The organism is Nocardia iowensis (assembly GCF_019222765.1).
GTDB lineage: Bacteria > Actinomycetota > Actinomycetes > Mycobacteriales > Mycobacteriaceae > Nocardia > Nocardia iowensis.
Window position 1 is genome coordinate 5,646,517 of record NZ_CP078145.1, and the last position, 22,990, is coordinate 5,669,506.

The window sequence follows — 22,990 nt, forward strand, 5'->3', positions numbered from 1 at the left end:
GTCAGAGGGTATCGGAGTAGTCCGACATCGAGCGTGCGGATTTATCCGGGGGTGTCATGATCGAGTCGGCCGGGTCGATCGGGTCGGGCCCGGTCAGCGGGGACGCCTCTTCGTCGGACAGCGCGGCCATGCTCTCGGCTTCCTTGCGCGCCTTACGCCTGTCGTTGAGCCGGGCGAACTGGATCGCGACCTCGAAGAGCACCGTCAGCGCGAACGCCAGCGCGAGCATCGAGAACGGGTCCTGCGGGGTGACGATGGCCGCGAAGACGAAGAGCCCGAAGGTGATTCCGCGCCGCCACGCCTTGAGCCGCGCGTAGGTGAGCACCCCGATGAGGTTCAATCCGATGATCAGCAGCGGGGTTTCGAAGCTCACGCCGAAGATGACCAGCAGCTGAATGATGAAGCCGAAATACTGCGAACCGCTGAGCGCGGTGATCTGGACGTTGTTGCCGATCGTGAGCAGGAAGCTCAATGCATGGGCGACAACGATGTAGGCCAGTGCGGCGCCGGTCGCGAACAGCACGGTTCCGGCCGAGACGAAGCTGACCGCGTACTTACGCTCCTTCGCGTACAGACCCGGTGTGATGAACGCCCACAGTTGATAGAGCCACACCGGCGCGGCGAGCACGATGCCCGCGGTCATGCCGACCTTCAAACGCAACGTGAACTGCTCGAACGGCGCGGTGGCCAGCAGTTTGCACGACCCGTCGGGACTGATCGAGGCGCGCGACGAGTCCGGCAGCGAACAGTAGGGACCGCGCAGGATATCGCCGAGGCTCTTGATGCCGAGGAACCCGTACTCGTACCAGATGAACCCCAGCACCGTGGTGAGCAGGACCGCGGCGATCGAGACCAGCAACCGGTAGCGCAGTTCCTGCAGATGCTCGACCAACGACATCGTGCCGTCGGGGTTGGTCCTGCGCTTGCTGCGCCGGGGATCGAACGGGATTCGCATGGTTGGTGATTGCCCCTGGGTTGGAGTGCCTCGCTCAGCTCGGCAACAGCACTATGCCCGGAGTGAGTTTCGGCTCACTCCGGACGCGAGATTCCGCTCAGAGCGTCTTCGGCTGCGTCTGGGGCTGCTCGGTGACCGACGGGGTCACCTGCTGCGCGGGCGGCAGCTGCGCCGCGGGCTGCTGAGCCGGGGCCGACGCGTCGGTGGACTCCTTGCCCTCGTTCTGCATCTGGCTGACCTCGCTCTTGAAGATGCGCAGCGACCGACCCAGGCTGCGGGCCGCGTCGGGCATCCGCTTGGCACCGAAGAACATCACGAAAACGACCGCAATGATCAGCCAGTGCCAGATGCTCAGACTGCCCATGATTTTTACCTCCCAAGACTGGTGATGGTTCTGATGCTACCGGAGGGTGACGTGCGCCAACGCCACCATCCGGCCTCGTTGGCCCGGCGTTCAGCCGAGCCGCGCGCGCTTGCTCAGCGGCCGCTCGCGTGGGCGGCGCGCAGTTGTTCGAGCAGTTCCGCACCGGTCCAGGTGCGCCGGTCACCCTGCTCGGCGGCCACGATCAACTCGATCAGTCGCTGATTCACCGGTGTCGGCAGGCCGACCATCGCCCCGAGACCGACGATTTCGCCACAGAGCCAAGAGATTTCGGTCTTGCGACCGAGCTCGAGATCGTCCGCCATGGACGAGCGGGCCATCGGATCGATGGCGAGCACCCGGCCGAAGACACGGCGGAAAACCCCGTCGGGGACGGTCAGCAATCTGGCCATCACGGCGGGCGGCAGCGGGGTCAGCCGGGCGGGGGCAATTCGCGCCCTGTTCATCACCGTGAGCGCTTCCCGCTGGGTCAGTGCCAGGCAGCGTCGATAGTTGCGATCGGCCAGTTGCTCGCGCAGCGGTCGCCCCGACAGCGCGTTGATCGGGTTGTTCAGGTTCAGCAGCAGCTTGGCCCACTGCACGGGGCGCAGGTCGGGGTAGCGACGCAGCGCGAGTCCGGCCTGCTGGAAGACGCCGAGGAACGGTGCGAGCGCCGGATCGTCCTGGACGGCCAGCCCGCCCTCGGTGCCCCGGTGGAACCGGCCGCCCGGGTGGTGCACGACGTTGAACAGCACCATGCCCGCCAGCACCACGCAGTGCGGCAGGATCTCCCGGATGACGGTGTCGTTGCCGATGCCGTTCTGCAGGCTCAGCACCACCGTGCCGGGGCGGATCTTGCCGGTGAGCTCGCGCACCGACTCGGCGGTCGCCGCCGATTTCACGGTGACCAGCACCAGATCGGCCGAGCCGATATCGTCCGGTTCGGTGGCCACCCGGAATCGCCCGACAGGCAGCGCGTCGTCACCGCCGTCGAGGTCGGTGAGCCGCACGCCGGACTCGGTGATCTCGTCGAGCAGCCGCGGCCTGCCGACGAAGGTGACGTCCGCACCGGCCACGGCCAGCTTGCCGCCGACGAAGATGCCGATACTGCCCGCACCGATCACCATCACGCGGTGTGTCACGTCGGCTCGACTTCCGCTGATCGGCCCACCGTCGGGTGGGCGGTATCCGTCATACCGCTTCCTCGAATCCCGCTGCCGCGTAGGCGGCCAGCGCCGCATTGGAGCGCTCGCGCACCGCGGCGACCAGTTCCGGCGGTCCGAGGACCGTGACGCCCGAGCCGAAGCCGAGCAGCAGCCGCGCCATCCAGTCCAGGGTGGCGAACCGCATGGTCGCCTCCAGGCTGCCGTCGGGGTGCACCGCGAGCCGATGCATCGGGTACTGATCGAGCACCCACGCGTAGTCGCCGTGAATCCGCAAGCGCGCCAACGGAACCGCGGGATCATCCTGAAACAGGTCGAGCGCGGCGGACTCTTCGGTGGCGTGGCTCGGCGGCCTGGCCGGTTCGTCGAGCTCGGTGGCCGCCTCGATCCGGTCGAACCGGAACAGGCGGACGCCCTCGGCCTGCCTGCACCAGGCTTGCAGGTAGCTGTTGTTGTCCACGAGCACGATCCGGATCGGGTCGACGACGCGTTCGGTGACGACATCGCGGCTCGCCGAGTAGTAGACCAGTCGCAATGCGCGCTGCCTGGCCAGTGCGGAGCGCACCGTGGCGACGGCGGGCGCCTCGGTCGGCGGGGTGCGGGCGCCGTCGAGCTCGGCGCCGGAACCGCCGACAATCGCCGATTCGATCTTGGCGATGGCCGCGTGCGCCGCGGTCGGATCGACCATGCCCGGCATGTCCACGATCGACCGCAGCGCGACCAGCAGCGCGGTCGCCTCGGTGGAGGTCAGCCGCAGCGGACGGTCGATGCCCGCGGAGAAGGTGACCTCGATGCTCTCCTCGGAGAACGACAGGTCGATCAGGTCGCCGGGCCCGTAGCCGGGCAGGCCGCACATCCACAGCTGGTTCAGATCGCTCATCAGCTGCTTGGTGGTCACGCCGAGGTCGGCGGCGGCCTCGGCGGCGCTGATGCCGGGGTGAGCGATGAAGTACGGAATCATGTTGAGCAGCCGCGAAAGTCGAACGGAAAGCCGAGAAGTCACGCCCTGACCTCCGTGCGATCGAAAACCGAGCGCAGCCGGGCGACGACATCATTGCGCAGTTCTTCCGGCGCGAGCACCACCGCGTCCGGGCCGAGGCCGGTGATCAGCCTGGCTATCCAGTCCCGAGAGCGAACCGGCAGCTCCACCACGGCGCCGGCCCGGCCGCCGATGGTGCGTTCGCCGGTCACCTGGCCGATTCTGCGGAGTTCTCGCCCGCGTCCCTCGGCCACCCACACCGTTGCGGTGCCACTGACCGGCGCCGAGCTGGTGACGTGGTCGACGATCGAGCGAAGGTCGATACCGTCCGGTTTGCTCACCGCGTTCTCGGGGCCGTACGGCGTCACGTCGTCGCCGATCCTGGACAACCGGAAGCTGCGCACCGCGTCCCGGTCCCGATCGTGCCCGACGAGATACCAGCGACCATGGTGGGTCACCACACCCCACGGCTCCACGTCGCGCATCAGATACGGCGCGTTGATCGCGCCACGATGCTCGAACCGCACCGCCTGGCCCGCGTCGATCGCGGCGAGCAGCTTGCCGAGCACCGGTTCCGAGCCACGGGTGCGCGCGGGCACCGCGGGCACCGAGGCCACCGCGGCGTCGGTCTCCACGTGAATGCCCGCGGCGCGCAATTTGAGCAGCGCGCCCTCCGCGGCGGCGGCCAGTTCCGGCGATTCCCACATCTGCACGGCGACCGCGACGGCGGCGGCTTCCTCGTCGGTCAGATCTATCTCGGGCAGCTCGTAGGCGTCCCGGTTGATCCGGTAGCCCTCCACCGTCGAGTACCGGCCGACCGGCCCGATCTCCAGGGGTATGCCCAGGTCACGTAGTTCGTTCTTGTCCCGCTCGAACATTCGGCTGAACGCCTCGTCGCTGGCGGAATCCTCGTATCCGGCGACGCTGTCCCGGATCCGCTCCGCGGTCAGGAACTGCCGGGTCGACAGCAGCGCGATGACCAGATTCATCAGCCGCTCGACCTTGGATATCGCCACCCGATAGAGGGTAATGGGCCGCGCACCGCGCGTGCGCGTCGGCGCGCGATTCATTCGATCACATGTGCGTCGGCACCGGATGACGGCCGCCCGGACGGCACTATGGAACACATGATCATCGCTTTCTCCGTGAGTCCGCTCGGCGCCGGTGTCGACGTCGGTCGCGCCGTGGCCGAGGCCGTCCGAGTGGTCCGCGCCAGTGGGCTGCCGAACCGGACCGACGCCATGTTCACCACCCTCGAGGGCGAATGGGACGAGGTGATGGGCGTCGTCAAGCAGGCCACCGACGCGATCCTCGCGGTCGCGCCGCGGTGCAGCCTGGTGTTGAAGGCCGACATCCGTCCCGGCGTCACCGATGCGATGACGTCGAAGGTCGAGTCGGTCGAGCGGTATCTCGCCGAGGGTTAGTCCGGGATAGGCGTCTGCTGGTAGAGCACCAGTTTCCATTCGCCGCCCGCGCGCACGTAGACACTCGACATGAGCCCGCGGAAAGCAGGCTTATCGCCCTCGCGGTAGGCGACGCCGGTGTAGACGAGGATCTTGCTGTCCACTCCGGCGTCTATCACGCGCGGGTCGCGGATCTCGTAGGTCCGCCACGGCGGTGAATCGTTGAGGGAGGCAATGACTTCGGCGCGGTCCAGCACCATGCCATGGGCGAGGACCATCACCGCGTCGCCGGTCATCATGGAGCCGTAGAAGTCGGCGCCCGCGCTCTTGCACAGCGAGTCCCAGCCCGCACGCTCGAGGCCTAGCAGCTCGTTCAGGAGTTCTGTATCAGCCATACGTTCCACGGTAGGCAAAGACTCGGGAATCGACATCCGTGCAGTTCAGGGCGCTATAAGCGCGTACCGTATCCGGTAATACGACCGAGCGGCGAGTCGAACCCGACGGCGACCGATACCCGAACGGTCCCCGGGTCCGGTCGCCCCGTTCTACATGGAGGCGATGAGACGATCCACGCGCTCGTCGACCGAGCGGAACGGGTCCTTGCACAGGACCGTGCGCTGCGCCTGGTCGTTCAGCTTCAGGTGCACCCAGTCGACGGTGAAGTCGCGACCGGCCTCCTGGGCGGCGGTGATGAAGTCGCCGCGCAGCTTGGCCCTGGTGGTCTGCGGCGGGGTGTCGACCGCGGCGTCCACGGCCTCGTCCTCGGTGATCCGCTTGGCCAAGCCCTTGCGCTGCAGCAGGTCGAAGACGCCGCGGCCGCGCTTGATGTCGTGGTAGGCGAGGTCGAGCTGGGCGATTTTCGGGTCGGACAGCTCCATGCTGTAGCGGTCCTGGTAGCGCTGGAACAGCTTGCGCTTGATCACCCAGTCGATTTCGGTGTCGACCTTGGCGAAGTCCTGTGCCTCCACCGCGTCCAGGGTGCGGCCCCACAGGTCGACGACCTGGTCGATCTGTGGATCCCGGTCCCGGTTGCGCAGGTGTTCGACGGCGCGGGCGTAGTACTCGCGCTGGATGTCGAGGGCGCTGGCCTGCCTGCCACCGGCGAGACGCACCGGACGACGACCGGTCAAATCGTGACTGACCTCGCGAATGGCACGAATCGGATTGTCAAGGGCGAAGTCCCGGAACGAGACGCCCGCCTCGATCATCTCCAGCACCAGCGCGGCGGTGCCCACCTTGAGCATGGTGGTCGGCTCGGCCATGTTCGAGTCGCCGACGATGACGTGTAGGCGGCGGTACTTCTCCGCGTCCGCGTGCGGCTCGTCGCGGGTGTTGATGATCGGCCGGGAACGCGTGGTCGCGGACGAGACGCCCTCCCAGATGTGCTCGGCGCGCTGCGACAGGCAGAAGGTGGCCGCCTTCGGCGTCTGCAGGATCTTGCCCGCACCGCAGATCAGCTGACGGGTCACCAGGAACGGCAGCAGCACATCGGAAATCCTGGAGAATTCCCCGGCCCGGACCACGAGGAAGTTCTCGTGGCAGCCGTAGGAGTTGCCCGCGGAGTCGGTATTGTTCTTGAACAGGTAGATGTCGCCGCCGATGCCTTCTTCGGCGAGGCGCTGCTCGGCGTCGATCAGCAGCTCTTCGAGGACCCGCTCGCCCGCTCGGTCGTGGGTCACCAATTGGTGCAGGCTGTCGCATTCGGCGGTCGCGTACTCCGGGTGCGACCCGACATCGAGGTAGAGCCGAGCACCGTTGCGGAGGAACACGTTCGAGCTACGGCCCCAGGACACCACCCGGCGGAACAGATACCGGGCCACCTCGTCGGGGGACAGCCGACGGTGACCGTGGAAGGTGCATGTCACACCGAACTCGGTCTCGATTCCCATGATTCGTCGCTGCACACCATCGACATTACAGCCATGTCATGCAAGCGCGTGGGGCTGCGGACAACGAGAACGCATACGTCTTCACAACGATTCGGCCCGGTTTGCCCTATTCCCTGCAGCTCCCGCCACCCCTGGACACCATTTCACCCCCGACGCGACGGGCAGGCGGGACCATCGACGAAGCCGCGGAAATTCTTGTCGACCCTGATCAACGTGTCCGATCCGGTGCGCCCGGTGCCACGGGTGCTCGCGGCGGACAGAGTTCGGGCCCGGATACGGGCGGCCGTAGCACGCCCCTATCCGGGCCCGGACTTCTCGATGATGGTTACTCCGCCTCCGGAGTTTCCTCCGCTGCGGGTTCCGCGGCCTTGGCCTTGCCCTTCTTGGCCGGGCTCAGCAACTGCTCCAGCGCGGAGTTGGTGACCCGCCGGAAGGCCCGTCGCGGCCGCGCCTGCTCCAGCGCGGCGACCTCGAGCGAGCTGACGCCGAGCACCCGCTTTTCCTTCTCCGCGCCCTCGGGGACGCCCGCCTGCAGCGCCTCCACCGCGACCTTGATCGCGGCGGCCAGATCCAGGCCCGGCCGGTAGGACGCCTTCAGCGCGGTGAGGATCGGCTCGGTCGTGCCGCCCATCACCACGTATTCGCGCTCGTCCACGATGGACCCGTCGAAGGTGATCCGGTACAGCACCGACGTCGGCTGCTGCTCCGGGTAGCCCACCTCCGCCACACAGATCTCCACCTCGTAGGGCTTGAGCTGATCGGTGAAGATCGAACCGAGCACCTGGGCGTAGGCGTTGGCCAGTGCACGGCCGGTCACGTCGCGGCGGTCGTACTGGTAACCGCGAATGTCGGCCTGCAGGATCCCGCTGCGGCGCAGATTCTCGAACTCGTTGTACTTGCCGACCGCGGCGAACCCGACCCGGTCGTAGAGCTCACTCACCTTGTGCAGCGTCGCGGACGGGTTCTCCGCGACGAACAGCACACCCTTGTCGTACACCAGAACCACGACGCTGCGACCTCGACCGATGCCCTTGCGGGCGAGCTCGGTCTTGTCGCGCATGATCTGCTCGGCCGACGCGTAGTACGGCAGTGTCATGCGCGGGCACTCCCTTCCTCGGCCGCCTCGCGATCGGCGACGATCCCACGGGCGATCGCCTCGAGCCGGTCCTCGGTCACCTCGACCGCACCTTCCTCATCGATCACGATCGCCGTCGGGTAGATCCCGCGCAGCAGATCGGGGCCGCCCGTCGCGGTGTCGTCGTCGGCCGCGTCGAACAGCGACTCGACGGCGACGCGCAACGCGCGCTCCTGATCGATTCCCTTGCTGTACAGCTTCTTCAGCGATCCCTTGGCGAAGACCGAACCCGATCCCACCGCGGCGTAACCGAACCGCTCCTCGCTGCGTCCACCCACTACGTCATACGACACGATGCGGCCGACCTTGTCCGGATCGGTGGCATTCAGGTCGTAACCGACCAGAATCGGCACCACCGCCAGACCCTGCAGGGCCGCGGGCAAGTTCTCGCGCACCATCTTCGACAGCTTGTTGGACTTACCGTCGAAGGTCAGTGGCACGCCCTCGAGCTTCTCGTAATGCTCCAGCTCCACCGCGAAGATCCGCACCATCTCGACGGCCATACCCGCGGTGCCTGCGATGCCCGCCGCGGAGTAGCTGTCGGTGATGTAGACCTTCTCGATGTCCCTGCTGGCCAACAGGTTTCCCTGAGTGGCCCGCCGGTCACCCGCGATGAGCACGCCGCCGCGGTAGCTGATCGCGACGATGGTGGTGCCATGCGGCGCGACATCCTTAGCACTGGTGGCGCTCAAACCCGCGCCATCAATCGGTCCGAACTTGTTGCCGGGCAACATGTCCGGAGCGTGCATGCGGAGATATTCGGAGAAGGACGAGAGGGCGTACCCCAAGTGGAGACGCGAGGGGTCACCTACTGTCACTGGCCGCCTTTCTGAACGTACGCACGGACGAAGTCTTCGGCGTTCTCCTCGAGCACATCATCGATCTCGTCGAGCAGGTCGTCGGTCTCCTCCGCCAGCTTTTCGCGGCGCTCCTGACCGGCGGCGTCTACGCCGTCCGGACCCTCATCCTCGTCGCCGCCCCCGGCGCGCTTGGTCTGCTCTTGTGCCATGGCAGCCGACCTCCTCTGTCCTCATCATGACCGGAGCTCAATTCTGAGCACGGCCCCGATCATGAGCAATGTCCGTGCTCGTTCTTCAACACTACCCAGCCGAACCGACCCGATGAGGTATTCCGTGCCGATGTGGACTGTGTTGAGATCTGCAGCGCCTACGGCGCTGCGTGTTCGCGGCCCCTTTATGGCTCGCGTCCGAGCGGCCGCGACTTGCGACTTCGTCGCTTGCGCTGCGGCCACTCGGACGCGAGCCGGGCCACGAACGGCGCTCGAAAGCCTCGCGCGTGGTGGCCGAGCTGTGACGGACGTCGCTAGGTTGTGAGCTGTTCCACAAGATCGGCGGCCGAGGTCACGCCGTCCAGCAGCTTGCCGACGTGCGCCTTTGTCCCCCGGCGCGGCTCCAGCGTCGGGATCCGGACCAGCGAATCGCCGCCAAGATCGAAGATCACCGAATCCCAGCTCGCCGCCGCGATATCGGCGCCGAACCGACGCAGGCATTCCCCGCGGAAGTAGGCGCGAGTGTCGGTGGGCGGGTTGGTCATCGCGTCGAGCACCTGCTGCTCGCTGACGAGCCGCTTCATCGAGCCGCGGGCGACCAGGCGGTTGTACAGGCCCTTGTCCAGGCGCACGTCGGAGTACTGCAGGTCCATCAGGTGCAGCTTGGGCGCCGCCCAGCTCAGCCCCTCACGCTGGCGCATGCCCTCGAGCAGGCGCAGCTTGGCCGGCCAGTCGAGCAGGCTCGCGCACTCCATCGGGTCGCGCTCGAGCAGGTCGAGCACCATGGCCCAGTTCTCGATGATGTCCGCGACGCGCTTGTCGTCGTTGCCGGTGCGGTCAACGAACTTGATCACCCGGTCCAGGTACATCCGCTGCAGTGCCAGGCCGGTCAGCTCACGGCCGTCGGTGAGCGCGACGGTGGCGCGCAGCGTCGGGTCGTGGCTGATCGTGTGCACGGCGGTGACCGGGCGGGCCAGCTGCAGGTCGGACAGGTCCTCGCCCGCCTCGATCAGGTCGAGCACCAGCGCTGTGGTGCCTACCTTGAGGTAGGTGGACATCTCGGCCAGGTTGGCGTCGCCGATGATGACGTGCAGCCTGCGGTATTTGTCCGCGTCGGCGTGCGGCTCGTCGCGGGTGTTGATGATGCCGCGCTTGAGGGTGGTCTCCAGCCCGACCTCGACCTCGATGTAGTCGGCGCGCTGGGACAGCTGGAACCCGGCGTGGTCGCCGGACTGGCCGATGCCGACCCGGCCGGAACCGGTGATCACCTGGCGTGACACGAAGAACGGCGTGAGGCCGAGGATGATCTGGTTGAACGGGGTGTCGCGGCTCATCAGGTAGTTCTCGTGGGTGCCGTAGGAGGCGCCCTTGCCGTCGACGTTGTTCTTGTACAGCTGCAGCCGCGGGGCGCCGGGCACACTCGACGCGTGCCGCGCGGCGGCCTCCATCACCCGCTCCCCCGCCTTGTCCCAGATCACCGCGTCCAGCGGATCGGTGACCTCGGGGGCGGAGTACTCGGGGTGGGCGTGGTCGACGTACAGGCGGGCGCCATTGGTGAGGATCATGTTGGCCGCGCCGACCTCGTCGGCATCGATCACGGGCGCGGGGCCGTTCATCCGGCTCAGGTCGAAACCGCGCGCGTCGCGCAGCGGCGACTCCACCTCGTAGTCCCAGCGGGTGCGTTTCGCGCGCGGCACACCCTCGGCGGCGGCGTAGGCGAGGACGGCCTGCGTTGAGGTGAGGATCGGGTTGGCCGACGGCTCGGTTGGGGTCGAAATGCCGTACTCGACCTCGATTCCGATGATGCGCTGCATAGGTCGAGCCTAACGGGCACCGCCGGACGAAGTCCGTCCGCAGCCTGCGCCGGGCCGCGCGACGGACGCCGAGCCGGTGTGGACGTCGATCTCATACCGCAGTGGTACTTCCGGAGGATCTGCCCGAGTGCGGCCACACGCGATAGTCGAGACATGACCGAATCAATTGCCGAGACGCGCGCCGCCGCGGAGCGGCCCGGGGCCGTGAAGGGGGCGGCCCCGGGCGGACGCTCGCGCGTGATCGCGCTGGATGTGCTGCGCGGTATCGCGATTCTCGGGACCCTCGGCACCAACATCTGGATCATGACCAACCGCGAGGGAATCATCGGCTACATCGATGAACTGAACGGACCGGCAACCGGCTGGATGTGGGCCGAGCGGGTGTTGCAGCAGTTGGCGCAGGGCAAGTTCCTCGGCCTACTCACCGTCATGTTCGGCATCGGATTGGCGATCCAGCAGGCCTCGGCCCAGCGCGGCGGGCGGCGCTGGCCCGGCAAGTATCCGATTCGCGCCGGGTTGCTGCTGCTGGACGGTCTGCTGAATTTCGTGTTCATCGCGGAGTTCGATGTGTTGATGGGGTACGCGGTCACCGGCTTGGTCGTCGCCTTCGTCCTCGCGACAAGTGACCGCGCGCAACGTCGTTGGATGATCGTGATGGCGGGCATCCACGTCGCGGTGCTGACTGCCATCGCGCTCGCGATGGTGTTCGCGCCGCAGCAGAATTCGAAGCCACGCCCACCGCTCGACCCGAATCCCTTTGCGGATGGGTCGTTCTGGGATCTCGTGGTGTTCCGCGTGCAGAACGCGGCCCCGTTCCGGGTGGAGACGATCTTCGTGTTCGCCATGTCGGTCGCGCTGTTCCTGCTCGGTGCCAGGCTGTTCCGGGCCGGTGTCTTCCGGCCCGAGGGCGCGCGGATCCGTAAGTGGCTGATGCTCATCGGCTTCGGCGTCGCGGCGCCGATCGACCTCGTCGCGGGCGTCGCGGGTGGCGGTGACCTGTTCCTGTTCACCCGTTACGGCACCGCGCCCTTCGTCGCCCTCGGCATTCTCGCCCTGGTCGCCGAGTTCTATCTGCGCAAGTCGCACGTGGGGTTCCTCGGCCGCAGGCTCACCGAGGTCGGGCGCACCGCGCTCAGCTGCTATATCTTGCAGAACCTGGTGGCGTCGATCTTCTGCTACGGCTGGGGTTTCGGCCTCGCCGCCCGCTTCTCCGCCGACGCGCGGGTGCCGTTCACCGTCGGCATGTACCTGTTGGTCTCGCTGATCATCGTGACCGGCGCGCACCTGTGGTTGCGGCGGTTCGAGCGTGGTCCGGTCGAGTGGGCTTGGCATCGGAGCTACCAGGCACTGGCCCGCGAAAAGGCCTGATTCGCCGCGCCCTCGCTCAAAGAGAGTTCGCCGATTGCGCTTTCGTCTCCGCCGGGAGTTCGATGCGATCGATGACCATACCGACATCGAGGTTCGCGACCTGCCCGTCATCGTCGAACTCGACCGCCCCCGCCACGCCCGAACCGCTGAATTCGAGCAGCCGATAGTCCTCGAGGAACCCGGTGACCAGGCCCCGCCTGCTCAAATAGCTCTGCACGGCGCGTCGATGGTCGGCCAGCGGCAATGCGTTGATGCCATGCGCGAGAACCCGGGCAAGGCCTGCCGCGGTAGGCGGTGGTAGCAGAAAGGCCGGATGTTCGACCAGGAACGCCACGCAGGTGCCGTCGGTGACACCGCAGTACGAACTCCAATGCCCGGAAATCACTTTCGCGGCGTCCGCCAGCAGGCCCGCCACCTGATGCGGTTCCGGTGCGGCGCGCCCGAGCGCGACGGGTAGCTCCGCGACGGACAATTCGGCGACGCCGTAGCGGAAGCCGAACTCGCGCACCATCTGCGCGACCGCGATCAGCGGCGGCGCGAAGCCCCAGGGATTCGCCCAGGCCCACAGCCACGACTCGGCGTCGGCCGTGCCAAGTAGGTGAAAGTCCGTGCACACGAATGTGTGCTCGGCACCGATGAATTCGAGCCGACGCTCCTCCATGTCGGCCTGCCACCGGTGCGTACCCAGCACTTCTTCGACGTGTAGGCGGTGCTCGAGCGACAGCAACCCCGCGTCGTCGAGCAGCCTCGTCAAGGGCACAGGTTCGGACACCGGCATAGCGTAGTCAACGCTCGCGCACGGCCGGCTACCCGACGCGCGGCTGTCGAGTAGTCGAATTACTTGACGCGCAGTGCTTCCGGACGGGCCAGCAGATCGCCGACGATCACGTCGCGCTCCAGGGGAACGCCGAGGCTGCGGGCATTGCCCTCGAAGAGCGCGAGGACCGATTCGGTGAGGATGCCTTCGACCTGGTCGGAGGAGAGCGTGGTGGCCGGGTCGGCGCGCCAGCTGTTCACCACGCCGTCGACGAAGCCGATGATGCCGAAGGCCATCGGCCGGGCGCGTCCGGGGTCGATGCCGAAGCGGGACAACCAGATGGCGAACAGGTCGGCCAGCCGGCCGCCGATGCGGTCCCTGGCACCGGCCAGCGATGAATCGCCCTGGGGCGCGGCACCGCCGATGAAGCGGTGCAGGTTCGGGTGGCGCTCGACCCATCGGACGTAGGTGCCGACGGCGCCGCGCACGGCATCGCGGACGGTGCCGTCGGGATGCAGCGTCGGCATGATCTGCGCCAGCAGGGATTCCAGGATCTGGCGCCGGATCTGCTCGTCGAGGTCGGTGCGGCCGTCGAAGTGGCGGTACACGACTGGGCGGGGCAGCTTCAGCTGGTCGGCGATCTGCTGCACCGACACCTCGACGCCGTGCTCCTCGATGACGGTGATCGCGGCGTCGATCACGTCGGCGCGACGCTGTGCCTTGTGGCCGATCCAGCGGGTGGCACGGCCGTCGGTGGCGGGAGGCTCGAGGTTTCCGCTGGTCGTGGTCACAGAATCACGATACTCGCACAACGGTTGACTGCGACACCCTGTCTCACTAATCTGACTGTGACAGCTTGTATCGGTTAGTCGACATGTTGGAGAGCAGTCATGGGCAACGACGCCGCACTGATCCCGCAAGAGTCCTTCGCGCAGCGCCTGCTGACCGGATCGGTCAAGAAGTCCTACGACCCGGTGGTCGACATGGACTGGGACGCACCGCTCGACCCGGACAAACTCTTCCTCCCCGCGGAGGTCGTTTCGCTGTACGGCACCGACCTGTGGGAGTCGATGACCCCGCAGCAGCGCCGCGAACTGTCCCGGCAGGAACTGGCGAACGTCCTGTCCGTCGGCATCTGGTTCGAGAACCTGCTCAACCGGCTGCTGCTGCGCGAACTGCTGGCCGACGACCCGACCACCCGGCATTCGCACTACACCCTCGTCGAAATGGGTGACGAGTGCAGGCACATGATGATGTTCGGCAAGCTGATCGATCGCATCGAGGCGCGTCCGTACTGGCCGCGCCGCACGGGCAGACTGGTGATCGGCGTGCTGCCGCTCTTCTTGCGCGGCTCCATGACCTGGGTCGGCGCGCTGGTCGGCGAGGAGATTTTCGACGCGATCCAGCGGCGCACCCTGGACGACCCGGAGTTGCAGCCCTTGGTTTCTCGGGCGATGCGCATTCACGTCACCGAGGAGGCGCGCCATATCGGTTTCGCCCGTGACGCGCTGGCCCGGCGGGTGCCCACCATGTCGCGGGCCGAACTCGCCTACACCAGACTGTGTGTCGCGATCGCCGCCCCGCTGTTCGTCTACCTGCTGACCAACCGGCACATGTACACCCGCGCCGGTTTGGACGGGCGCGCCGCCCGGCGGATCGCGACCAACAACCCGGACGCCAAGAAGGCACTGGGCATCGGCGCCGCGAATCTCGGCGTGTTCCTGCAGAAGCAGGGTCTCATCGGGCCGATCGGCGAGTGGATCTGGCGGCGGCGGGGACTGCTCGCATGACCCTCGAACCCGAAATCGTCATTGTCGGTGCGGGTTTCGGTGGCCTCGGCATGGCCATCGAGCTGCGCAAGGCGGGTATCGACGATTTCGTCGTGCTGGAGAAGGCCGACGAGATCGGTGGCACCTGGCGGGAGAACACCTATCCCGGCGCGGGCTGCGACGTGATGTCGCTGATGTATTCGTACTCGTTCGAGCCGAACAAGCGGTGGACGCGGATGTTCGCCCGCCAGCCGGAGATTCTGGACTACCTGCGCCGCACCGTCGACAAGTACGACCTGCGCGGGCACATCCGGTTGCGTTCGGAGGTGGTTTCGCTCGACTTCGACGACGCGGACGATCGCTGGGATGTCGGCCTCGCGGACGGGCGGCACTTGCGGCCGCGGCTGGTCGTGATGGCGCCCGGCCCGCTGCACGAACCCTCGATTCCGGCTTTTCCTGGTCGAGACACGTTCCGCGGCACGAGCTTCCACTCAGCGGAGTGGGATCACGACTTCGACGTCAGCGGAAAGCGCATCGCTGTCATCGGAACCGGCGCCAGCGCGGTGCAGTTCGTGCCGCAAATCGCCAAGGAAGCCGCGCAGGTAACCGTGTACCAGCGCACCCCGCACTGGATCGTGCCGAAACCGGACCGTCCGCTGTCGGCGCTGGAGCACCGAATGTTCCGGTATCTGCCCGGCTCGCAACGGCTCTACCGGTGGGCGATCTATTGGGGCTACGAGTCGTTGATCCCCGCGTTCATGAATCCGGAACTGATGCGTCAGGTGGAAAAGGTCGCCCGTGGCCATCTGCGCCGCCAGGTCAGCGACCCGGAACTGCGCGAACGGCTCACCCCGGACTACCGGCTGGGCTGTAAGCGAATCCTGGTGTCCAACAACTTCTATCCCGCGCTACAGCGCGACAATGTCGATCTGGTGACCACGCCCATCGCGGGCCTCACCGAGACCGGTGTCGCCACCGTGGACGGGTCCGCCGAGGCGTTCGACGCGATCGTCTACGGCACCGGTTTCAAGATCTCCGACCGGTTCGCCGACCAGCACATCGTCGGCGCCAACGGCCTTGCTCTGCAAGACGCGTGGCGCAATGGGATGGAGGGTTTCCTCGGCGTCGCGGTACACGGCTTCCCCAACCTGTTCCTCATCGTCGGCCCGAATTCCGGTGGCGGACACCAATCCATCGTGTTCATGATCGAGGCGCAGGCCCGCTACATCCGCCAGTGCGTCGAGCTGCACCGCAAGACCTCCAGCACTCGCATCGAAGTGCGCGCCGCCACCCAGCACGAATTCAACCGCCGCACCCAAGCGAAACTGGCTGGCACCGTCTGGAACTCGGGCGGCTGCAACAGCTGGTATCTCGATGAGCACGGCCTCAACCGCGCCGCCTGGCCCGGCTCCAGCGTCTCCTACTGGCGCACCATGCGCCATCTCGACCCCGGCCACTACGACCTCACCGTCCCCGCGGACCGCGAACCAGCCCACGAATATTCGGGCCCCGCCACCCTCGACGCCCCCGGCGCACTGCTCCCGGTGACCGTCACCCTCAGCGGCCACGCCGACCCCACCGACGGCCGCTACCACTGGTACGGCCGCATCACCCCCACCACCGGCACCGAGCTGCCCGACCCCGGCCGCGCCGAAGTATTCCTGACCCTCCCGGGTTGCTACCCCACCGCGGGCCGCCTCCAGGAACGCGACCCCTGGGGCAATCTGCGTATCGTCGGCATCGGCGAGCCGCCCTATCCCCTGGAACCGGCCTACACGTCGAAGTAGAGCTCGAATTCGAAGGGGTGCGGGCGGACGTTTATCTCGGCGATTTCGGTGTCGCGCTTGAGGCGAATCCAGGTTTCCAGAAGATCGTCGGTGAAGACGTTGCCTTCGGTGAGGTAGTCGTGATCGGCCTCCAGGCGGTCGATGACGCTGGCGAGGCTGGGCGGGGTTTGGGTTACCTCGGCGGATTCTTCGGGGCTCAGCTCGTAGAGGTCTTTGTCGATGGGGGCGGCGGGTTCGATCTTGCGGCGGATGCCGTCGATGCCTGCCATCAGCATGGCGGCGAAGGAGAGGTATGGGTTGCCGGAGGAGTCGGGGCAGCGGAATTCCAGCCGCTTCGCCTTCGGACTGGTTCCGGTGACCGGGATGCGGACCGCCGCTGATCGATTGCGCTGACTGTAGACGAGGTTGACCGGCGCCTCGTAGCCGGGAACAAGGCGCTTGTAGGAGTTCACGGTCGGGTTGGTGAAGGCGAGCAGCGACGGCGCGTGCCGCAGCAGCCCGCCGATGTAGTGCCGCGCCAGGTCGGAAAGTCCCGCGTAGCCCACCTCGTCGTAGAACAGTGGATCGCCGTTCTTCCACAGAGATTGGTGCACGTGCATGCCGGAACCGTTGTCGCCGAAGAGCGGCTTCGGCATGAAGGTGACGGTCTTGCCTTCGGCCCAGGCGGTGTTCTTGATGATGTATTTGTACAGCTGCAGGTCGTCCGCGGCGGAGAGCAAAGTGTTGAACTTGTAGTTGATCTCGGCTTGGCCCGCCGTGCCGACCTCGTGGTGCCCCTTCTCCAGTTCGAAGCCCGCGTTCTGCAAATTGGTGCACATCCGGTCACGCAGGTCGACGTCGGCGTCATACGGTGCGACCGGAAAGTAGCCGCCCTTGGGGCGAACCTTGTAGCCGCGGTTGAGGCTGCCATCCGGGTTGTATTTGGTGCCGGTGTTCCAGCTCGCCGATCCCGAATCCACCTCGTAGAAGGCGCCGTTCATGCTGGTGTCGTAGCGGACGGCGTCGAAGATATAGAACTCGGCCTCCGGACCGAAGTACGCGGTGTCCGCGATGCCGGTGCTGCGCAGATAATCCTCGGCCTTGCGCGCGACATTGCGTGGATCGCGACTGTATGCCTCGTGCGTGTGCGGGTCGTGCACGAAGCAGTTCATGTTCAGCGTCTTCGCCGCACGGAACGGATCCAGTTGCGCCGTATCGAGGTCGGGGAACAGCAGCATGTCCGACTCGTGGATCGACTGGAACCCGCGCACCGACGAGCCGTCGAACGCGATCCCGTTCTCCACCAGATCGGCGCCGAAGGACTGGGCAGGGATCGAGAAGTGCTGCTGCACACCGGGAACGTCACAGAATCGGATGTCGACGTAGGTGACTTCCTCGGCGCAGATGTACTCCAGAACTCCCTCGGTAGTCGGCTTCAACACGACTCACTCCTCGCACTCGCGGCATCCGCGGATCGGCGAGGCGGGCGCATCCCGCGGCGCGCCCGAGCGGGCGTGGCAGGTCCGGCTCGCCGAATCCACCATACGACGCCGCGCTCGGCGCCGGAGGTGAATCGCGGTGGCCCGACCACGGTTCGGCGTGTCCTGCGCGTTCACTCCGGGCAACGGCACAAAGAACCGCCGTGAGCTTCGGCATTCTGCCGATACCACGCGCCAGGCGCATGGGGTGGGCTGGACCACACGGTGGTGCGCGGCACCGCCGGCTCGATCCGGAAGGTCGCCATGAAATTGTCTTCGCCGCGGTTGGCCGTGGTGGGCGCGCTGTGCTGCGCGCTCGCCGTCGGCACGGCTCCGATGTACGCGTCCGCCGACCCTAGACAGACCTGGTACGTGAGCGCGGTGGCCCCAGCGGGCGGAAACGGTTCGGAAACAGCACCTTTCAACACCTTGCAGGGCGTCCAGCAGGCTTCGAATGACGGTGACACGATCGTCGTCCTCGCCGCGCCCGTCGGCACACCACCGCTGGACGGCGGCATCGCCCTCAAACCGGGCCAGCGCCTGCTCGGCCGCCAGACTCCCGGAAGTGTTCCGGCTGTGGCCAACACGACCACCGCCAACGACGGTGACGCGGTCCGCCTGGCACCGAAGACCGAAGTCCGCGATCTCACCATCACCAGCGCTCAGCGCGGCGGCATCTACGGCCGCAATGTCGGCGCGGCGGTCCTCGCGGGTAACACGGTCGCCGCCAGCAACCGCGCCTGCCACGACGGCTTCCTCGTCCAGCCGTTCCCGCCGATGCTCGGCGTCCCGTTCGGCACGTCGCTCCCGGCGGCCCCGAACGTGATCGCGCTGAACAACGGCTGGGCGGGCATCATGATCGACTCCGATGCGGGCGCACATACCCTCGTCATCGAACGCAATACTGTGCGCGACACCGCATGTGGTGACGGCATCGATGTCCGCACCACCGGCGCGGCGCAAGCCACCGCCACTATCACCGACAACCTGACCGAGAACATCAATCAGGGCATCGCGAAACTCTCCGTCCTCGCCGTGGGCATGCAGAGCACCGGAACCTCCTCGCTCACCGCCACATTGCGCGGCAACACCCAGCGCAATATCGCCATTCCGGCGAACGACCCACTCAACGCCGCCGCCGACAGCGAGGGCATTTTCGTCAATGCCGCCGACCGCGCCCGTATGCGAATCACTATCGACCGCAACAGTTATCGGCACGGTGGCGGCCACTTCTCCGCCAACGGAATCGAATTCGTCACCAGCAACGGCACGCCGGACAGCGAAGTAACCCTTACCAACAGCGAATTCATCGATGTCCCAGGCGATATCGTGGAGAACCTCAATCTGAGTGCCGAGGGCGCCAGCCACCGCATGACCATCGACGGCCTTACCGCCGCCCGGTCCAGCTTCCTCGCCGCGGTGTTGAATCCGGTGGTGCCCGGCAACCTCGGCAGCTGCCTGTTCTCCGCCAGCTTCGGCCGCGACAACACCACCGCGCTGACCCTGCGCAATGCCCATCTCAGTCAGTGCAGCGCCGACGGCATCGGCATCTACGCCTACTCCCCCGGCGGCCCCGCCCCGGCGAAGGCGACCATGAGCTTCGACATCGCCGACACCACCGTCGCCGATGCCGCCATCGCCGACCTGCACGTGCACACCGTCGGCGACCTGGCCGCGCTCACCGGCAAGGTCGAGCGCTCCCGATTCGGCGGCGACGTCGTGCTCACCCAGAGTGGCGGCAACCTTGGCGCCGGCTCGGTCATCGACTTCGGCGGCGGCCGCCTCGGCAGCGCCGGAAACAACTGTTTCGCCCCCACCACCGAGACCGCGCTCGCGGCGCCGAACCTACCGGTCGAACATTCGGGATCCTGGCCCACCTGTCGCTGACCGGCACCGCGGTGCACGAGTGACCCAGGAGGCGCGAATTTGGTCAAGTGCACAATGCCGTGCGCCACACTCTGCGCGTTTGCCGCTAGCGCACACACTCGCTCATGCGTTCTGCTGATAGGTGACGATGAGGTCATCCGCGTCCCCCACGGCGACCGGCATGGCCTCAGCCCTTCGCTAGCAGAGGTTAGGTCTTGGTTTCATCGACAGTCCCGGCGGAGCTCCGCCCGGACACGTTATGTGCGGCGTTCCAATCGAACGTCGCGAAGTACCCCGACGCGGTCGCGCTGCGCACCCTCGGCGGCGCCGTCTCGATCACCTGGCGGGAATACGGCCAGCGGGTCCGGTCCATCGCCACCGGCCTCGCCGCGCTTGGTATCCAGCCCGGCGACACGGTCGCGCTGATGCTGACCAACCGGCCGGAGTTCCACCTCTGCGACACCGCGGTGCTGCACGCGGGCGCCACGCCGTTCTCGGTGTACAACACCAACCCGGTCGACCTGCTGACCTATCAGTTCGGCAACTCGGGCAACAAGGCGGTGATCTGCGAGCGCCAGTTCGCCCCGAAGATCCTGGAAGCCGTGGCCAAGGCCGCCGAGCAGGGCATTCACGTCCAGCACGTGATCTGCGTGGACGAGGCGCCCGACGGCACCATCGCACTGGCCGACGTCGAGCAGGCCCAGGCGGACGGGTTCGATTTCGACGCCACCTGGCGCAAGGTACGGCCCGAAGATCTGCTCACCATCGTCTACACCTCCGGCACCACCGGCCCGCCAAAGGGCGTCGAGCTCACCCACACCAACTTCATCGAAAACGCCCGCGTCCTAGAGCAATTCGGCGGTGGCGGGCCGGACGACCGGGTGATCTCCTACCTGCCCGACGCACACGCCGCCAACCGCTGGTTCGCGCACTATCTGACCATGCTCGAGGGCTGTCAGATCACCACCGTCCCCGATTTCAAACAGGTCGCCGCGGCGCTGGCCGAGGTGCATCCGAGCGTGTTCCTCGGCGTCCCCCGAGTGTGGGTGAAAGTCAAAGGCGCACTGGAGGAACGGTTCGCCAACGAGTCCCCGATCAAGCGCCGCCTGATCCACTGGGCGATCGGCGTCGGCCGCAAGCGGGCCCGCGCCGCCTCCGACGCGCGCCCCCTCGGCGCGATCGACCGATTCCAGCACCGGCTGGCGGATCGCCTTGTGCTGGCGACGATTCGGCAGGGTCTCGGCCTGGACAAGGTCCGGGTCGCGGTCACCGGCTCGATCGCGATCCCGCCGGAGGTGCACGAGTTCTTCCTCGGGCTCGGCCTGCCGCTGTGTGAGGGCTACGGGATGAGCGAATGTACCGCGGGCGCGACGCTCAACGGCCCGGACCGGGTCAAGATCGGCACGGTCGGCACCCCGCTGCCCGGCGCCGAGGTCAAGCTCGGCGACGACGGTGAAGTGCTGATCCGCGGCAAGATGGTGATGCGCGGCTACCGCGGCGACCCGGAAAAGACCGCGGAGACGATCGACGCCGACGGCTGGCTGCACACCGGCGACATCGGCACCATCGACAGTGACGGCTACCTGTCGATCATCGACCGCAAAAAAGAGCTCATCATCAACGCGACGGGAAAGAACATGTCGCCCGCCAACATCGAGAACACGGTCACCGACAACTGCTCGCTGATCAGCACGGTGGTCGTCATCGGCGAGCAGCGACCGTTCAACACCGCGCTGCTGCTGCTCGATCCCGACCTGGCCGCCGCCTACGCGCAGCGGCACAACCTGCCGGGGACCACCGTCGCCGAGCTGGCGAAGGACCCGGAGATCCTGAGGGTGGTCGAGCAGGGCATCGCCGCGGCCAACAGCAAACTGTCCAGGGTCGAGCAGATCAGGAAGTACATCGTGCTCCCAGAGGTATGGGAGAACGGCAGCGACTACCTGACCGCGACTGGCAAACTCAAGCGCAAGCCCATTTCCAGCAGCTACACGGATACGATCGAAGCCTTGTACTCGACCTGAATCCGGGAAGAAGAACCAGCATGATGCCATCGCGGACTCGGGTGTTCGACGATCTCCATCGGCGGACCGCGTCGATGCTCGACGGGTTCTACGCCGCGCTGCCGCCGTACCAGCGGCTGCCGCAATCCTTGGTGGAGACCGACTTCGCCCGGGGCACCAAGCTCAACGTGGACCTGTTCTTCGAGTACCTGCGCCGCGGCGAGGAGCCGACGGAGGAGGACACCAGGGAACTCGTCGAGCTCGCGATGGACCGGTTGCGCGACGGCACCCCGCTGCCCGAGGTGCTGGAGCGCTACCGGCTCGGCGCGGCGTTCATCTGGGAGCGGTTGCGCGCGACGGCCAGCCCGCCGGAGCGCGAACTGCTGCTCGACGCCTCGCTGGTGCTGCTGAAGTACGTCACGCTGGTCACCTCGCGGATCGCCACCGCGGCCACCCAGCGCGTGCACGACCCGCGCTGGGAGCTGTTGGAGCGCCGGCGCGGCATCGCCGACGCGCTGCTCACCGGCCGTGACCCGGTGGAGTGGGCCAACGATCCGGTGATTCCGGTGTCCGACGCGTTCCTCGTCGCGGTGTTCCGCCTGTGCGGCACCCGCGGCGGGCCAGCGTCGGCGCTGCGGCACCGGGTCGAGGCGATACCTGGGGTCTTCCTGCGGTTGGACGCGGGCGGCTGGACCGCGTTGATTCCACTACAGACCGGTGACGACGGCTCGGCCACGCTGTCCGGGCTCACCGCCCGGCTGCCCGCGCAGGAGCCCGCCGAGCCGCCGCCGTACTGGGTCGGCGTCGGCGCGGCGCGCAGCAAGGACGCGATCCCGACGATGTACGCCGAGGCGCGGGTACTCGCCGAGCTCGGCCGGTGCCTGCTCCGGCGCGACATCCTGTGCCGCAGACAGGATTTGCAGTTCGAATACACCGTCGCGGTGAGCGACGCGGCCCGCCCCGGGCTGGCCTCGGTGCTCGCGCCACTGGATGCGCAGCCGATGCTCGCCGAGACCCTGGAGGTGTTCGTCGACAGCGGCTTCAACCAGCTGGCGACGGCACGGCAGCTCAATGTGCACCGAAATACGGTCACCTATCGGCTTTCCCGGGTGCACGAGTTGACCGGACTCGACCCGCATCGTCCCGCCGACGCGATGACCCTGTCCGCCGCACGGCTGGCCAGGCGACTCGAATCCGCCGGGTTCGCCCCATAATCGGACCCACTTTTAGGCACTTTCCCAAAGACGCGTCGTTCTCTCTTGCGAATTGCCGGTGTCG

Annotated in this window: 21 protein-coding genes; 7 read left to right on the top strand and 14 right to left on the bottom strand. The window is 67.0% G+C overall.

Annotated elements, in window-relative coordinates; translation table 11 throughout:
• Position 1: 1 nt before the first annotated feature.
• From tatC to KV110_RS25960, 5 genes are all read right to left on the bottom strand, one after another.
• Entirely contained in the window at positions 2 to 955 is a 954-nt protein-coding gene (gene tatC, locus KV110_RS25940; RefSeq protein ID WP_218469874.1) for a twin-arginine translocase subunit TatC, read from the bottom strand.
• Positions 956 to 1,052: 97 nt separating this feature from the next.
• Entirely contained in the window at positions 1,053 to 1,319 is a 267-nt protein-coding gene (tatA, locus tag KV110_RS25945) for a Sec-independent protein translocase subunit TatA (protein WP_218469875.1), read from the bottom strand.
• Between the two features lie 113 nt (positions 1,320 to 1,432).
• Entirely contained in the window at positions 1,433 to 2,458 is a 1,026-nt protein-coding gene (locus tag KV110_RS25950) for a 2-dehydropantoate 2-reductase (protein WP_246633981.1), read from the bottom strand.
• Between the two features lie 49 nt (positions 2,459 to 2,507).
• On the bottom strand, positions 2,508 to 3,482 hold the full coding sequence (locus KV110_RS25955; RefSeq protein WP_218469876.1) for a helix-turn-helix transcriptional regulator: 975 nt from the start codon (positions 3,480 to 3,482) through the stop codon (positions 2,508 to 2,510).
• The gene (locus KV110_RS25960; protein WP_218469877.1) at positions 3,479 to 4,474 is read right to left on the bottom strand and encodes a helix-turn-helix transcriptional regulator; all 996 of its coding nucleotides are present in this window, start codon (positions 4,472 to 4,474) and stop codon (positions 3,479 to 3,481) included. Before KV110_RS25960 ends, KV110_RS25955 begins: the two co-directional genes overlap by 4 nt.
• A gap of 111 nt (positions 4,475 to 4,585) precedes the next feature.
• Here KV110_RS25960 and KV110_RS25965 point away from each other — a divergent pair, with 111 nt between their 5' ends.
• Positions 4,586 to 4,882, top strand: a complete 297-nt coding sequence (locus KV110_RS25965) for an MTH1187 family thiamine-binding protein (RefSeq protein ID WP_218469878.1) — start codon at positions 4,586 to 4,588, stop codon at positions 4,880 to 4,882.
• Here KV110_RS25965 and KV110_RS25970 read toward each other — a convergent pair.
• The 6 genes from KV110_RS25970 to dop form a co-directional block, all read right to left on the bottom strand.
• Complete coding sequence (locus tag KV110_RS25970) at positions 4,879 to 5,256, bottom strand: nuclear transport factor 2 family protein (RefSeq protein WP_218469879.1); 378 nt, start codon at positions 5,254 to 5,256, stop codon at positions 4,879 to 4,881. The genes KV110_RS25965 and KV110_RS25970 overlap by 4 nt on opposite strands.
• A gap of 150 nt (positions 5,257 to 5,406) precedes the next feature.
• Positions 5,407 to 6,765, bottom strand: a complete 1,359-nt coding sequence (gene pafA, locus KV110_RS25975) for a Pup--protein ligase (protein WP_186818252.1) — start codon at positions 6,763 to 6,765, stop codon at positions 5,407 to 5,409.
• Positions 6,766 to 7,075: 310 nt separating this feature from the next.
• Positions 7,076 to 7,846 carry a proteasome subunit alpha gene (gene prcA / locus KV110_RS25980; RefSeq protein ID WP_218469880.1) on the bottom strand — a complete coding sequence of 257 codons (771 nt, stop codon included), beginning with the start codon at positions 7,844 to 7,846 and terminating at the stop codon, positions 7,076 to 7,078.
• Entirely contained in the window at positions 7,843 to 8,703 is an 861-nt protein-coding gene (prcB, locus tag KV110_RS25985) for a proteasome subunit beta (RefSeq protein WP_218469881.1), read from the bottom strand. The genes prcA and prcB overlap by 4 nt, the downstream gene beginning before the upstream one ends.
• Complete coding sequence (locus KV110_RS25990; protein ID WP_014986166.1) at positions 8,700 to 8,894, bottom strand: ubiquitin-like protein Pup; 195 nt, start codon at positions 8,892 to 8,894, stop codon at positions 8,700 to 8,702. Before KV110_RS25990 ends, prcB begins: the two co-directional genes overlap by 4 nt.
• 314 nt (positions 8,895 to 9,208) lie before the next feature.
• The gene (gene dop / locus KV110_RS25995; protein ID WP_218469882.1) at positions 9,209 to 10,708 is read right to left on the bottom strand and encodes a depupylase/deamidase Dop; all 1,500 of its coding nucleotides are present in this window, start codon (positions 10,706 to 10,708) and stop codon (positions 9,209 to 9,211) included.
• Between the two features lie 153 nt (positions 10,709 to 10,861).
• Between dop and KV110_RS26000 the strand changes: the two genes are divergently transcribed.
• Positions 10,862 to 12,076: a DUF418 domain-containing protein gene (locus KV110_RS26000; RefSeq protein WP_218469883.1), complete on the top strand. Its 1,215-nt coding sequence runs from the start codon at positions 10,862 to 10,864 to the stop codon at positions 12,074 to 12,076.
• A gap of 16 nt (positions 12,077 to 12,092) precedes the next feature.
• On the opposite strand, the gene KV110_RS26005 is transcribed toward KV110_RS26000, so the two are convergent.
• Together KV110_RS26005 and KV110_RS26010 are read right to left on the bottom strand one after the other, a co-directional pair.
• Positions 12,093 to 12,848 carry a DUF6882 domain-containing protein gene (locus KV110_RS26005; protein ID WP_218469884.1) on the bottom strand — a complete coding sequence of 252 codons (756 nt, stop codon included), beginning with the start codon at positions 12,846 to 12,848 and terminating at the stop codon, positions 12,093 to 12,095.
• Positions 12,849 to 12,913: 65 nt separating this feature from the next.
• Positions 12,914 to 13,624: a TetR/AcrR family transcriptional regulator gene (locus KV110_RS26010; protein ID WP_218469885.1), complete on the bottom strand. Its 711-nt coding sequence runs from the start codon at positions 13,622 to 13,624 to the stop codon at positions 12,914 to 12,916.
• A gap of 99 nt (positions 13,625 to 13,723) precedes the next feature.
• Between KV110_RS26010 and KV110_RS26015 the strand changes: the two genes are divergently transcribed.
• Positions 13,724 to 14,623 (top strand): AurF N-oxygenase family protein, encoded by a 900-nt coding sequence (locus tag KV110_RS26015; protein WP_218469886.1) that lies wholly within the window; start codon positions 13,724 to 13,726, stop codon positions 14,621 to 14,623.
• Complete coding sequence (locus KV110_RS26020) at positions 14,620 to 16,389, top strand: DUF4873 domain-containing protein (protein WP_218469887.1); 1,770 nt, start codon at positions 14,620 to 14,622, stop codon at positions 16,387 to 16,389. The genes KV110_RS26015 and KV110_RS26020 overlap by 4 nt, the downstream gene beginning before the upstream one ends.
• Here KV110_RS26020 and glnA read toward each other — a convergent pair.
• Complete coding sequence (glnA, locus tag KV110_RS26025; RefSeq protein ID WP_218469888.1) at positions 16,374 to 17,810, bottom strand: type I glutamate--ammonia ligase; 1,437 nt, start codon at positions 17,808 to 17,810, stop codon at positions 16,374 to 16,376. The two genes, KV110_RS26020 and glnA, sit on opposite strands and share 16 nt — an antisense overlap.
• A gap of 300 nt (positions 17,811 to 18,110) precedes the next feature.
• Here glnA and KV110_RS26030 point away from each other — a divergent pair, with 300 nt between their 5' ends.
• From KV110_RS26030 to KV110_RS26040, 3 genes are all read left to right on the top strand, one after another.
• Positions 18,111 to 19,733, top strand: coding sequence for a right-handed parallel beta-helix repeat-containing protein (locus KV110_RS26030; protein ID WP_218469889.1), 1,623 nt, complete (start codon positions 18,111 to 18,113; stop codon positions 19,731 to 19,733).
• Between the two features lie 194 nt (positions 19,734 to 19,927).
• Complete coding sequence (locus KV110_RS26035) at positions 19,928 to 21,733, top strand: AMP-dependent synthetase/ligase (RefSeq protein ID WP_218469890.1); 1,806 nt, start codon at positions 19,928 to 19,930, stop codon at positions 21,731 to 21,733.
• Between the two features lie 20 nt (positions 21,734 to 21,753).
• Positions 21,754 to 22,926 (top strand): PucR family transcriptional regulator, encoded by a 1,173-nt coding sequence (locus tag KV110_RS26040; RefSeq protein WP_218469891.1) that lies wholly within the window; start codon positions 21,754 to 21,756, stop codon positions 22,924 to 22,926.
• The last annotated feature ends 64 nt before the right edge of the window (positions 22,927 to 22,990 follow it).

Excerpts from the sequence above, each read along its gene's own strand:
- tatC (WP_218469874.1), bottom strand. The coding sequence starts at position 955 with ATGCGAATCCCGTTCGATCCCCGGCGCAGCAAGCGCAGGACCAACCCC.
- tatA (WP_218469875.1), bottom strand. The coding sequence starts at position 1,319 with ATGGGCAGTCTGAGCATCTGGCACTGGCTGATCATTGCGGTCGTTTTC.
- KV110_RS25965 (WP_218469878.1), top strand. The coding sequence starts at position 4,586 with ATGATCATCGCTTTCTCCGTGAGTCCGCTCGGCGCCGGTGTCGACGTC.
- KV110_RS25970 (WP_218469879.1), bottom strand. The coding sequence starts at position 5,256 with ATGGCTGATACAGAACTCCTGAACGAGCTGCTAGGCCTCGAGCGTGCG.
- prcA (WP_218469880.1), bottom strand. The coding sequence starts at position 7,846 with ATGACACTGCCGTACTACGCGTCGGCCGAGCAGATCATGCGCGACAAG.
- KV110_RS25990 (WP_014986166.1), bottom strand. The coding sequence starts at position 8,894 with ATGGCACAAGAGCAGACCAAGCGCGCCGGGGGCGGCGACGAGGATGAG.
- dop (WP_218469882.1), bottom strand. The coding sequence starts at position 10,708 with ATGCAGCGCATCATCGGAATCGAGGTCGAGTACGGCATTTCGACCCCA.
- KV110_RS26000 (WP_218469883.1), top strand. The coding sequence starts at position 10,862 with ATGACCGAATCAATTGCCGAGACGCGCGCCGCCGCGGAGCGGCCCGGG.
- KV110_RS26015 (WP_218469886.1), top strand. The coding sequence starts at position 13,724 with ATGGGCAACGACGCCGCACTGATCCCGCAAGAGTCCTTCGCGCAGCGC.
- KV110_RS26020 (WP_218469887.1), top strand. The coding sequence starts at position 14,620 with ATGACCCTCGAACCCGAAATCGTCATTGTCGGTGCGGGTTTCGGTGGC.
- KV110_RS26030 (WP_218469889.1), top strand. The coding sequence starts at position 18,111 with ATGAAATTGTCTTCGCCGCGGTTGGCCGTGGTGGGCGCGCTGTGCTGC.
- KV110_RS26040 (WP_218469891.1), top strand. The coding sequence starts at position 21,754 with ATGATGCCATCGCGGACTCGGGTGTTCGACGATCTCCATCGGCGGACC.